We start from the raw sequence: 12,928 nt of genomic DNA, 5'->3' as shown, positions 1-12,928 counted from the left end.
AAGCGGCGAGGGCCGCCGCGTCCGGCCCGTACGGAAGGTACGGACGGACGCGACGGCCCTCGCTGTGTGCTCTGGTGAAGGCGCGGCCCGGGTCAGGGAGTCCAGGACCCGTCGTTCCCGCCGCCGCCGGGTTTGCCGGGCCCGTTGCCCGGGTCCTCCGTCGTCGGGTCACCGGTCGGTGTCGGCCCGTCCGTCGTGGTCGGCGGCGTGGTCGTGGGCTGACCCGTGTTGCCGCCAGGGTCGCCACCCGGGTTGCAGTTCCAGTCGAAGACGTCGCAGGTCGTCTTGTCCGGCTTCGGCGGCTTCGTCGTCGTCGGCGCCGTCGTCGTCGGCGTGGCCGGGGGAGTCGTCGTCGGCGCCGTCGTCGTCGGCGTGGCCGAGGTCTCGGTGGGCGTCGGGGTGGGCGTCGGCGACGGCGTCGGGCTGGTGGCGCCCCCGCCGAAGACGGGCTCGGCGTTCTCCAGCTTCTCGGGCTCCGGGAACTTCACGTCCGGCATGTCCGCGACGGCGTCCGTCATGTAGTCGTTCCAGATCTGCGACGGGAACGACGAACCGTGGATCGTGTCGTGGCCACCCGTGCCGTACATCTTCTCGAACTCGCGGCCCTTCTTCGACTCGTCGTCGTCGAAGCGGTACATGTCGATGGCGGTCGACAGCTGCGGGGTGTAGCCCACGAACCAGGCCGACTTGTTGCCGTCGGTCGTACCGGTCTTGCCGGCCACGGCACGGCCCGGGATCGCGGCCTTGCGGCCGGTGCCCTCCGGGTCCTCCACGACGGACCGGAGCACGTCGGTGACGTTGCTCGCGATGGCCGGCGAGAAGGCCTGCACGGTCTTGCTCTCGTGCTTGTAGACGTTCTTCCCGTTCTTGACCACCTTCGTCACGAAGAACGGGTCGTTCTGCTCGCCGTTGTTGGCGAAGGTCGCGTAGGCGCCGGCCATCCGGATCGCGCTCGGGCTGGAGATACCGAGGGAGAAGGAGGGCACCTCGCCCTTGACGAGCGAGTTCTCGCGCAGACCGGCACTGACCGCGGCCGCGCGGACCTTGTCGATGCCGATGTCCATGCCGAGCTGCACGTACGGCGAGTTGGCCGACTTGATCATGGCCCGACGAAGGGTCATGGAGCCGTAGCTCTCGTCGCCGTCATTGGTCTGGCGCCACTCATCGCCCTTCTCGTTCTCCCAGATCTCGCCGTTGTACTCCCGGATCTTCAGCCCGTTCTTGCCGGAGTAGCGGCTCTTGTCGGGGTCCACGATCGTGCGGGAGTCAGCACCCTGGATGGGACCGAGGTCCTTGTCCCGGACGCCGTCCTTCATCGCGGCGGCCAGCACGAAGGGCTTGAAGGTCGATCCGACCTGGGCACCGGTCTGGTCGGCGTTGTTGGTGAAGTGCTTGGTGGCGTCCTGGCCGCCGTAGATCGCGACGACCGCGCCGGTCTGCGCATTGACGGAGGCGCCGCCGAACTGGACGTGGGTGTCCTTCGTCGGCCGCTTCTTCGGGTCGATGTTCTCGGCGTAGACCTTCTTGACCGCCTTCTCGAGCTCGTTCACCTTCTTCTTCTCGAAGGTGGTGTAGATCTCGAAGCCGCCGCGCTCCAGCTCCTTGGAGCCGTAGCCGCCGGTGTTGTTGTTGATGAAGTTCGCCTTGGCCGAGCTGACGAGGTAGCCGATCTGGCCGGTCAGCTGCGCGTCCTGCTTGCGCTTCTGGACCTTGGGGAACGTCGTGTACTTGGCACGCTCCTCGGCCGTGATCTTGCCGTCCTTGACCATCTCGTCGAGGATCCAGCTCCACCGCTCGGTGGCCCGGGCGAGGTTCTTCTCGGGCGTGGCCTCGGGGTCGATCTCCGGGTAGCCCGCCGGGTCGTAGTACGTCGCACCCTTCAGCACGGCGGCGAGCAGCGCCGACTCACTGGCGTTGAGGTGCTTGGCGTCCTTGTTGAAGTACGCGCGAGAGGCCGCCTGGATGCCGTAGGCACCACGTCCGTAGTACGACGTGTTCAGGTAGCCGGCCATGATCTCGCCCTTGCCCAGCTCGTTGCCGACCTTCATGGAGATGAAGAGTTCCTTCACCTTCCGGGTGAGGGTCTGCGACTGGTCGTTGAGGCGGTTGTTCTTCACGTACTGCTGGGTGATGGTCGAGCCACCCTGGGTCTCGCCGCCCTTGGCCATGTTCCACACGGCGCGGCCCATGCCCATCGGGTCGATGCCCGAGTCGTCCCAGAAGGTCTTGTTCTCGGCCGAGACCACGGCCTCCTGCATGACCCTCGGGATCTGCTCGATGCCGACGATCTGCCGGTTGGTGCCACTGCCGGTCGCGACCATGCGCGAGCCGTCGGCCCAGTAGTAGATGTTGTTCTGCGAGGTCGCGGAATCGTCCTGCTCGGGGATGCCCACCTGGGAGTACGCGAAGACCGCGCCGCCCATCAGCACACCGGCGAACACCAGGAACGTGCCCGACACGAGCTTCCACGAGGGCATCCAGCGACGCCAGCCGTACTTCCCGTACCGCGGGTAGTCGATGATCCGCTTCTTGCCGGGCGGGCGACCGCCGGAGCCACGCCCCGGCCCACTGCCGCGGCCGCCACCGCCGCCGCCACCGCGCCGTCCTCCACCGGGACCGGCGGGACCGCCAGGGCCCCCCGGTTCGGCTTCGGCGCCCCTTCGACGGCCACCGCGCTGGGCGGCCCGTCGGGCCTCCGCGCGACCGCCGTAGGGACGCGGCTCCTCCCCATGGGAAGAGGGCGGCCCGTACGAGGCCGAAGGGGCCCCCCTACCGACGACATCCTGGGCCGGGGCCGACCTGCGGCCCACCGGCTGCTGGGCAGCGCGCCGTGCCGCCGCGCGGCCACCTGTCGGCGGCTCCTGCGGCGACATTTTGCGACGATGCTCGCTCATCGAACGACTACTCCTCGGGCAGGCGTGTACGCCTGGAAGCGGCAGTTGAGTTCCGGTCCCCCCGAAATGCGCACGGACGGAACCCCATCGGAGGCCCCTCCGTACCGCAGCCGGTCACCCGCAGCACTGACGCCCCACGGCATCGCTTGGTTCCCGGTGGTCTGCATGCCGCACAGACTACGCACGGCCAAAACCCACGTAGGGCCGGAGTTCACCCCAAATCAGGCAAGTCGATCGCTGTGAATTGACGATGTGACGCCGGTCACGGCGGTCCCACTTGTCGAGACAGTGCGGCCGTTCTATCGTGCTGATGTATCGAGTCGATACATCAGCACGGCATAAGGGTCCCGAGAAGCGGAGGAGGCGACGGATGAGCAGGCGCTCAGGCATCCTCGAGTTCGCCGTTCTCGGCCTGCTCCGCGAGGCCCCGATGCACGGGTACGAGCTGCGGAAGCGCCTCAACACCTCGCTGGGGGTCTTCCGGGCCTTCAGCTACGGGACGCTGTATCCCTGCCTCAAGACGCTGGTCGCCAACGGCTGGTTGATCGAGGAGCCGGGCAGCGCCCCCGAGGAGGCTCTCGCCGCTTCACTCGCAGGACGCCGGGCCAAGATCGTCTACCGGTTGACACCGGAAGGTAAGGAGCACTTCGAGGAGCTCCTCACCCACACCGGCCCCGACGCCTGGGAGGACGAGCACTTCGCCGCCCGCTTCGCCTTCTTCGGCCAGACCGAGCGCGAAGTACGGATGCGGGTGCTCGAAGGCCGCCGCAGCCGGCTGGAGGAGCGCCTGGAGAAGATGCGCGCCTCCCTGGCCCGGACCCGCGAGCGACTCGACGACTACACACTTGAGCTGCAGCGCCACGGCATGGAGTCCGTGGAGCGCGAGGTGCGCTGGCTGAACGAGCTCATCGAGAGCGAGAGGGCGGGACGGGATCAGCGATCCGGTCCCGACGCCCCCGCTCTGCACGACAACGATTCTGGAGAAACGGGCGGCCTGCCCCGGCACGGGGGCAGTACCCGGCCGGATCCGTCCGACGACACCGTCTAGTGAAACCCTGCACACAGCAGGGCTTCCACGATCACAACAGGGAGCAACCGGAAATGGGTTCGGTTCGCGTAGCCATCGTCGGCGTGGGCAACTGCGCCGCCTCGCTGGTCCAGGGCGTCGAGTACTACAAGGACGCCGACCCGGCGGCCAAGGTGCCCGGCCTGATGCACGTCCAGTTCGGCGAGTACCACGTCGGTGACGTCGAGTTCGTCGCCGCCTTCGATGTCGACGCGAAGAAGGTCGGCCTCGACCTCTCCGACGCCATCGGCGCCAGCGAGAACAACACCATCAAGATCTGCGACGTCCCGAGCGCGGGCGTCACGGTCCAGCGCGGTCACACGCTCGACGGTCTCGGTAAGTACTACCGCATGACCATCGAGGAGTCCGCCGAGGAGCCGGTCGACGTCGTCCAGATCCTCAAGGACCGCCAGGTCGACGTTCTCGTCTGCTACCTGCCCGTGGGCTCCGAGGCCGCTGCGAAGTTCTACGCGCAGTGCGCCATCGACGCCAAGGTCGCCTTCGTCAACGCCCTCCCGGTCTTCATCGCCGGCACCAAGGAGTGGGCGGACAAGTTCACCGAGGCCGGCGTCCCGATCGTCGGCGACGACATCAAGTCGCAGGTCGGCGCCACCATCACGCACCGCGTGATGGCGAAGCTGTTCGAGGACCGCGGTGTCCGTCTTGAGCGCACCATGCAGCTCAACGTCGGCGGCAACATGGACTTCAAGAACATGCTCGAGCGCGACCGCCTCGAGTCCAAGAAGATCTCCAAGACGCAGGCCGTCACCTCGCAGATCCCGGACCGCGAGCTGGGCGAGAAGAACGTCCACATCGGCCCGTCGGACTACGTGGCCTGGCTGGACGACCGCAAGTGGGCCTACGTCCGCCTTGAGGGCCGCGCCTTCGGTGACGTTCCGCTGAACCTCGAGTACAAGCTCGAGGTGTGGGACTCCCCGAACTCCGCGGGTGTCATCATCGACGCCCTGCGCGCCGCGAAGATCGCCAAGGACCGCGGCATCGGCGGCCCCATCCTCTCCGCGTCGAGCTACTTCATGAAGAGCCCGCCGGTGCAGTACTTCGACGACGAGGCCCTGGCCAACGTCGAGAAGTTCATCAAGGGTGAGGTCGAGCGCTAAGCGCCCGCACGCTTGTCGAAGAGGGTCCCCGCGCTGCTGCCCGGGGACCCTCTTCGTATGTGAGTCTTGCTGCCATGTCCGTCGTACGTGATCTGCGCGTACTCCTGCGCCTGACGAACTTCCGCCGCCTGCTCGCCGTCCGGCTGCTCTCGCAGTGCGCCGACGGCGTCTACCAGGTGGCACTGGCCACGTACGTCGTCTTCTCCCCCGAGAAGCAGACCTCGCCCACCGCCATCGCCTCCGCCATGGCCGTGCTCCTGCTCCCGTACTCGGTGATCGGCCCCTTCGCCGGCGTCTTCCTCGACCGCTGGCAGCGCCGCCAGGTCTTTCTGTACGGGAACCTCCTGCGGGCCCTGCTCGCCTGCGGGACCGCCGTGCTCGTCGTCGCTTCCGTCCCCGACTGGCTCTTCTACGCCTCCGCCCTCTCCGTCACGGCGGTCAACCGCTTCGTGCTCGCGGGGCTTTCGGCCGCGCTGCCCCGCGTCGTCGACGAGGAGCGGCTGGTCGTGGCGAACTCGCTCTCCCCCACGGCCGGCACGCTCGCCGCGACCCTCGGGGGTGGTCTGGCCTTCGGCGTCCGGCTGATCGCCGACGACTCCGACGCGGCCGTGGTGGCCTTCGGCGCCGCTCTCTACCTCCTGTCGGCCCTCGCCTCCCTGCGGATTCCCCGGGGGCTCCTCGGGCCCGATTCCGAGCTCGCTCCGCAGCGGCTCACCTCGGCCCTGGTCTCCACGGCCCGAGGGCTGGTCGAGGGCTTGCGGCACCTGGCCGAGCGACGGCCGGCCGCCAGGGCGCTGACCGCGGTCGCCCTGATGCGCTTCTGCTACGGCGCCCTGCTCGTCACCGTGCTCATGCTCAGCCGCTATGCCTGGAGCGCCACGGAGTCCGAGGGTCTCGGTCTCCTGGGGATCGCCGTCGCCGCCTCGGGCGCCGGGTTCTTCGCGGCAGCCGTCCTCTCCCCCTGGGCCGTGGGGCGACTGGGCCCCTTCGGCTGGATGACCCTGTGCGCCGGGCTCGCCGCCGTCCTGGTGCCGGCCCTCGGCCTGTTCTTCGACCCCGCCCCGTTCCTCGTCGCCGCCTTCGTCCTCGGGCTCATCACCCAGGGAGCCAAGATCGCGACGGACACGGTGGTGCAGACGACGGTGGACGACGCCTACCGGGGGCGGATCTTCTCGCTCTACGACGTGCTGTTCAACGTCGCTTTCGTCGGCGCGGCGGGTGTCGCGGCGCTGGTGCTGCCGCCGGACGGCCGCTCCCCGCTGCTCGTCGTCCTGGTCGCCCTGGTCTACGCGGCGATCGCGCTGGCGCTGCGAAAGGAACGCACGGAGGGGTGATGTTTCACGTGAAACACCACCCCTCCGCAGCACCGCCGCTTCGACGCCGATCGAGCGGGTGTTTCACGTGAAACATCACCCCGATCGACCCGGCTTCGTCTCAGTCGCGGGCCGCCCACCACTCCTTGAGTGCCGCGATCGCCTGGTCGTGTTCCATCGGACCGTTCTCCAGCCGGAGCTCCAGCAGGAACTTGTACGCCTGACCGATGGCCGGGCCGGGCCCGATACCGAGGATCTCCTGGATCTGGTTGCCGTCCAGGTCGGGACGGATCGCGTCCAGCTCCTCCTGATCCTGGAGCTGGGCGATGCGCTCCTCCAGGCCGTCGTAGGTGCGGGAGAGCGCCGCCGCCTTGCGCTTGTTGCGCGTGGTGCAGTCCGAGCGGGTCAGCTTGTGCAGCCGCGAGAGCAGCGGGCCCGCGTCGCGGACGTAGCGGCGCACGGCCGAGTCGGTCCACTCACCGTCCCCGTACCCGTGGAAGCGGAGGTGGAGCTCGACCAGCCGAGAGACTTCCTTGATCATCTCGTTGGAGTACTTCAGCGCGGTCATGCGCTTCTTGGTCATCTTCGCGCCCACCACCTCGTGGTGGTGGAACGAGACCCGGCCGTCCTTCTCGAAACGACGGGTGCGCGGCTTGCCGATGTCATGGAGCAGGGCCGAGAGGCGCAGCACCAGGTCGGGGCCGTCCTCCTCCAGGTCGATGGCCTGCTCGAGCACGATCAGCGAGTGCTCGTAGACGTCCTTGTGCCGGTGGTGCTCGTCGCTCTCCAGGCGCAGCGCGGGCAGCTCGGGCAGCACGTGATCGGCGAGACCCGTGTCCACGAGCAGGCCGAGGCCCTTCCGGGGGTGAGCCGCGAGCACCAGCTTGTTGAGCTCTTCCCTGACCCGCTCCGCGGAGACGATCTCGATCCGGCCGGACATCTCCCGCATCGCCGTGACGACCTCGGGTGCCACCTCGAAGTCCAGCTGGGCGGCGAACCGCGCGGCCCGCATCATCCGCAGGGGATCGTCCGAGAACGACTCCTCGGGCGTGCCCGGCGTCCGCAGGACCCGGGCGGCGAGGTCTTCCAGACCGCCGTACGGATCGATGAACTCCTTCTCGGGGAGGGCCACGGCCATGGCGTTGACGGTGAAGTCACGCCGGACGAGGTCCTCGTCGATGGAGTCGCCGTAGGAGACCTCGGGCTTCCGCGAGGTCCGGTCGTACGCCTCGGAGCGGTACGTGGTGACCTCGATCTCAAAACGCTGATCGACGTCTCCGACGCGGGCGTCCTTCTGGCAGCCGACCGTCCCGAAGGCGATCCCGACCTCCCAGACGGCATCGGCCCACGGGCGGACGATCTTCAGAACGTCCTCGGGGCGGGCGTCGGTGGTGAAGTCCAGGTCGTTGCCGAGCCGGCCGAGCAGGGCATCCCGTACCGAGCCGCCGACCAGCGCGAGGCTGAACCCGGCCTCCTGGAAACGGCGGGCAAGGTCGTCGGCGACAGGGGACACACGCAGCAGTTCGCTGACCGCGCGGCGTTGCACCTGGCTCAGTGCGGTCGGGGTGTCTTCGTTGGCGTTCGGCACAACAGAAAAGGGTACGTGCCCCGGTCCACCGCGGCGTCCCCGTTTTCCCGCGGCCGGGCACACGGCCCCATCGGCTGGAGCAGTCCCCGGCACTTGCTCCCAGCGTGCCTCGTTACCATGCCTGGACACAGCAACCGGGAACCATCGACACCACTGGCACCACAGACAACGACGAGGATGGGCGAACGCGTGGGCGAGGCGGCAGACATTCAGGGAACCGGTCCCTCACCTGCCCGCCGATGGCTGCGGCGCACCATCACGGTCGCCGTCGGCGCGCCGCTCCTCGCCGGCCTGCTCCAGGCCCCGACCGCCGCACCGGCGGTCGCCGCGGAGGACGGGACCGTCTCCAAGACCGTCGATGTGTCCCTCGACACGCTCTCCCCGAGCGCGCCCGTGGAGGGTGACACCGTCACCGTCTCGGGAACGGTCACCAACCGGGGAAAGAAAGCCATCACCGACGCGACCGTGGATCTGCGGGTCGGCCCGATGATGACGAGCCGGAGCGAGATCGACCAGGTCTCGGACCGCACCGGCTACCGGAGCGACAGCGACCCCGCACCGCTCGGCGAGGCCCCCTCCGCCAAGATCCCCCGCCTCGACGCCGGGCTCAGCGCGGACTTCTCCCTCTCGGTCCCGGTCTCCGAGCTCGGCCTCGACGAGTCGGGCGTCTACCAGCTGGGCGTCTCGCTCACCGGCCAGACCTCGGACCGGCGCTACGACCGCGTGCTCGGCATCGAGCGGACCTTCCTGCCGTACCAGCCGGAAGCCACCGAGAAGAAGACCCAGCTCACCTACCTGTGGCCGCTGATCTCCTCGGCCCACGTCTCGGCCGAGACGGCCACCGACGACCAGCAGACCCCGGTCTTCGAGGACGACGCCCTGGCCGCCGAGCTGCGTCCGGGCGGCCGCCTGGAGCAGATGGTCTCGCTGGGCAAGGACCTGCCGGTGACCTGGGTGATCGACCCGGATCTGCTGGCCACGGTCGACGCCATGGCCAACGGCTACCGCGTCAAGGACGGCACGGCCCACGTCCCGGGCAAGAACAAGGCCGTGGCCGAGCAGTGGCTGAACGCGCTGGAAGCGGCCGTGCAGGGGCACAAGGTCGTCGCTCTGCCGTTCGCCGACCCCGACCTCGCCTCCCTGGCCCACCGCGGCAAGGACGTGCCGGGCTCCCTGGCACACCTCCAGTCGGCCACCTCGCTCGCGGCGACGACCGTGGAGACCGTCCTCCACGTCCAGCCGTCCACCGACTTCTCCTGGCCCGTGGAAGGGGCCGTCGACCCCTCGATCGTGGCCGTCGCCACCTCGGCGGGCGCCAACAAGGTGATCGCCCGCAGCGACAGCGTCCGGGACGACCTCCCCTACACACCGACGGCGGCCCGCCCCCTCGGCAACGGCAGCACCACCGCCGTGGTGAGCGACGAGCTCCTGTCCACCGCCTTCGAGGGCGACATGGTCCGCACGGAGAACTCCACCCTCGCGGTCCAGGAGTTCCTCGCGCAGTCGCTCGCGATCACCCTCGAACAGCCCGAGCAGCAGCGCAGCGTCGTGGTCGCCCCGCAGCGGGTACCGACCGTCGCCCAGGCACAGACGATGGCGACCGCCCTGAGCGGTCTGTCCGCCCGGCGCTGGACCACGCCGGCCGACCTGCTCACGGCGGCCGCGGCCAAGCCGGACCCGGACGCGTCGACCACCGTGCCCAGTGGCTCCCGGTACCCGAAGGAGCTGCGCGAACGGGAACTGACGGTCCAGACCTTCCGCGACATGAAGACCACCCGCGACGAGCTGGACGACTTCAAGGTCGTCCTGACCGTCCCGGACCGTGTCGTGGTGCCCTTCGGCAACGCGATCAACCGCGAGATGTCCACCTCTTGGCGCGGTCAGGCCAGAGCGGCCGCGGTCTACCGCAACGACGTCCTGAAGTACCTCCAGGACCTCACCGAGGGCATCCAGCTCGTCGACAAGTCGGACCTCACCCTGTCCGGTCGCAGCGCGACGATCCCCGTGACCGTCCAGAACAAGCTGCTCCAGGGCGTGGACGACCTGGTGCTGCGCCTCACCTCCAGCAACAAGAGCCGGCTGGAGCTGAACGGCGAGCGCTACGCCGAACTCCCGGTGAAGATCAACGCCGGGCACAGCCAGTCGGTGAAGTTCACCGTCTCGGCCAACGTCAACGGCCAGGTCCCGATGACGGCCCAGCTCTACACCGTGGACGGCACGCCCTACGGCCAGCCGATGAGCTTCAACGTGAAGGTCTCCGAGATCACCGCCACGGTGATGCTCGTGATCGCCGGCGGTGTGCTGCTCCTCGTCCTCGCCGGCGTCCGGATGTACAGCCAGCGCAAGCGGGTCGCCGCCAGGAAGGCCGAGGCGGAAGCCGAGGAAGCCGAGGCGGGCACCGGGACGGAGCCGGAACCGGCGGCGGAGGACGTCGAGAGCGACGAACCCGAGCAGCCGAGTGACCCGACGCCGGACACCGGGTCCGAAAGCGGGGACCCGTCGGGCCCGGGTGAGAAAGTGGACCGTTGAGCGATGTCGTGGCCGGTCGGCCGGGGACGATGAGGTGGGGTAACCATGAACGCGCCGTACGACGGTGACCGCGGCCAGGGCGCGGGCGGCACCGCGCCGTCCGGTGGGACGCCCGCGGCACCCCCCGGTTCCGGGTACCCACCGGTGCCGCCCTCGCCCCAGCAGGGCGTCCCCGACCCTCACGGGCAGGACCCCTACGCGCAGAGCCCGCACGGGCAGGACCCTTACGCGCAGAACCCGTACGCCCAGGACCCCTACGTCCAGGACGCCTTCGCCCACGACCCGTACCGGGCCCAGGACCTCTCCGCGCAGGACCCGGTGACCGAGGCGCTCTACGACCGTGCCGCGCACCCGCCGCCGCCGCCCGGCACGTACCAGGAGCCCCAGCCGCTCTACCAGCAGCCGGCCGTGCCTCCGCACGCCCCGGACCCCCGCGTGTGGGCGCAGACCCCGGCGCCCGAGCCCGAAGGCCCCTCGCGTCACCTGCCGTACGGCGACGACGCCCGTACGGTGCAGTTCACCGGTGTCGACGACCTGGTGACCCGCGCCGGCGAGGAGCGGCCCGAGCCGGACGCGTTCGCGCACCTCTACCGGGACCAGCAGACGCCCGGCCAGGTGCCCCCGCCCGCCACGGAGCCGGACCCCATGCCCGTCCCCGCCCCCGCGCCGAAGAAGTCCGGCCGCGCCTCCGGGCTGCTCAAGTCGAGCGCCGTGATGGCGGCCGGCACCCTGGTCTCCCGGCTCACCGGCTTCGTCCGCAGCCTGGTGATCACCGGTGCGCTCGGCGCCGCACTGCTCGGTGACACCTTCACCATCGCCTACACCCTGCCGACGATGATCTACATCCTCACCGTCGGCGGCGGCCTCAACTCGGTCTTCGTCCCGCAGCTCGTCCGTTCCATGAAGAACGACGAGGACGGCGGCGAGGCCTACGCCAACCGCCTGCTCACCCTCGTGATGGTGGCGCTCGGCCTGATCGTGGTGGCGGCGGTCCTCGCCGCACCGATCCTGGTCCGGCTGATGTCGAACACGATCGCCGACGACGCCGCGGCCAACAGCGTGGCCGTGACCTTCGCCCGCTACTGCCTGCCCACGATCTTCTTCATGGGCGTGCACGTCGTGATGGGGCAGATCCTCAACGCCCGGGGCAAGTTCGGCGCGATGATGTGGACGCCGGTCCTCAACAACATCGTCATGATCGTCACGTTCGGCCTGTTCATCTGGGTCTACGGCACCTCCGCCGAGTCCCACATGGGCGTCCAGACCATTCCCGACGAGGGCATCCGCCTGCTCGGCATCGGCACCCTCCTCGGGCTCGTCGTGCAGGCCCTGGCGATGATCCCGTACCTCCGCGAGACGGGCTTCCGCTTCCGGCCCCGCTTCGACTGGAAGGGCCACGGGCTCGGCAAGACGGTGAAGCTCGCCAAGTGGACCGTCCTCTTCGTCCTCGCCAACCAGGCGGGCGTCCTGGTCGTGACCCAGCTCGCCACGGCCGCCGGCCAGGAGTCGGGGAAGAACGGCGCCGGCTTCCTCGCCTACTCGAACGCCCAGCTGATCTGGGGCATGCCGCAGGCGATCATCACCGTCTCCGTCATGGCCGCGCTGCTGCCGCGGATCTCCCGCGCCGCCCACGACAACGACCCGGGCGCCGTGCGTGACGACATCTCGCAGGGCCTGCGCAACTCGGCCGTCGCGATCGTCCCGGTCGCCTTCGCCTTCCTGGCCCTCGGCGTCCCGATGTGCACCCTGCTCTACGCCTCCAGCGGCGTGCAGGCCGCCCAGGGCATGGGCTTCATCCTGATGGCCTTCGGACTCGGCCTGATCCCCTACTCCGTCCAGTACGTCGTGCTCCGCGGCTTCTACGCCTACGAGGACACCCGGACGCCCTTCTACAACACGGTCATCGTCGCCGCCGTGAACGCGGCCGCCTCGGCCCTCTGCTACGTCCTCCTGCCCGCGCAGTGGGCCGTCGTCGGCATGGCCGCCTCCTACGGACTCGCGTACGCCGTCGGCGTCGGCATCGCGTGGCGCCGCCTGCGCAACCGCCTCGGCGGCGACCTGGACGGCACCCATGTGATGCGGACCTACGCGCGGCTCTGCCTGGCCTCCGTGCCTGCCGCGATCGTCGCCGGCGCCGTCGGCTTCGGACTGCTGAAGCTCCTGGGCGAAGGTGCCCTGGGCTCGCTCGTCGCCCTGCTCGTCGGCGGAGCCGTCCTCCTGGGTGTCTTCTTCGTCGCGGCAAAGCGCATGCGGATCGCGGAACTGAACACCCTGGTCGGGATGGTGCGCGGACGCCTGGGACGCTGATTCCGCGTCCCCGCACAACCATCGGCGGGGACCGCGTGTCGTGCATAGCGTCGGACTGTGGGCACAATTGGCATGGCTGTTGGAAGTGGCGCAACGGATGGGGAGGCAGGACG

The 12,928-nt window shown here is 69.4% G+C and carries 7 protein-coding genes; 5 read left to right on the top strand and 2 right to left on the bottom strand.

What is annotated here, in order from left to right; all coding sequences use genetic code 11:
* Positions 1-92: 92 nt before the first annotated feature.
* Positions 93-2,894, bottom strand: a complete 2,802-nt coding sequence (locus ACZ6K0_RS20590) for a transglycosylase domain-containing protein (RefSeq protein WP_376397881.1) — start codon at positions 2,892-2,894, stop codon at positions 93-95.
* A 370-nt stretch (positions 2,895-3,264) separates the two neighbouring features.
* Here ACZ6K0_RS20590 and ACZ6K0_RS20585 point away from each other — a divergent pair, with 370 nt between their 5' ends.
* From ACZ6K0_RS20585 to ACZ6K0_RS20575, 3 genes are all read left to right on the top strand, one after another.
* Positions 3,265-3,942: a PadR family transcriptional regulator gene (locus tag ACZ6K0_RS20585; protein WP_376397878.1), complete on the top strand. Its 678-nt coding sequence runs from the start codon at positions 3,265-3,267 to the stop codon at positions 3,940-3,942.
* 53 nt (positions 3,943-3,995) lie between these two features.
* Positions 3,996-5,078: an inositol-3-phosphate synthase gene (locus ACZ6K0_RS20580; protein WP_376397875.1), complete on the top strand. Its 1,083-nt coding sequence runs from the start codon at positions 3,996-3,998 to the stop codon at positions 5,076-5,078.
* A 74-nt stretch (positions 5,079-5,152) separates the two neighbouring features.
* Positions 5,153-6,412 (top strand): MFS transporter, encoded by a 1,260-nt coding sequence (locus ACZ6K0_RS20575; protein WP_469231273.1) that lies wholly within the window; start codon positions 5,153-5,155, stop codon positions 6,410-6,412.
* A 100-nt stretch (positions 6,413-6,512) separates the two neighbouring features.
* Here ACZ6K0_RS20575 and ACZ6K0_RS20570 read toward each other — a convergent pair whose 3' ends face one another.
* Positions 6,513-7,979 carry a CCA tRNA nucleotidyltransferase gene (locus ACZ6K0_RS20570; protein ID WP_469231271.1) on the bottom strand — a complete coding sequence of 489 codons (1,467 nt, stop codon included), beginning with the start codon at positions 7,977-7,979 and terminating at the stop codon, positions 6,513-6,515.
* A 189-nt stretch (positions 7,980-8,168) separates the two neighbouring features.
* Here ACZ6K0_RS20570 and ACZ6K0_RS20565 point away from each other — a divergent pair, with 189 nt between their 5' ends.
* Together ACZ6K0_RS20565 and murJ are read left to right on the top strand one after the other, a co-directional pair.
* On the top strand, positions 8,169-10,508 hold the full coding sequence (locus ACZ6K0_RS20565; RefSeq protein ID WP_469231269.1) for a DUF6049 family protein: 2,340 nt from the start codon (positions 8,169-8,171) through the stop codon (positions 10,506-10,508).
* A 45-nt stretch (positions 10,509-10,553) separates the two neighbouring features.
* The gene (gene murJ / locus ACZ6K0_RS20560; RefSeq protein WP_469231267.1) at positions 10,554-12,815 is read left to right on the top strand and encodes a murein biosynthesis integral membrane protein MurJ; all 2,262 of its coding nucleotides are present in this window, start codon (positions 10,554-10,556) and stop codon (positions 12,813-12,815) included.
* Positions 12,816-12,928: the final 113 nt, after the last annotated feature.

It is taken from the genome of Streptomyces sp. NPDC042346 (genome assembly GCF_055581845.1).
Note: the sequence above shows the minus strand (reverse complement) of the source record. Positions and strands in the feature narration are given on the sequence as shown.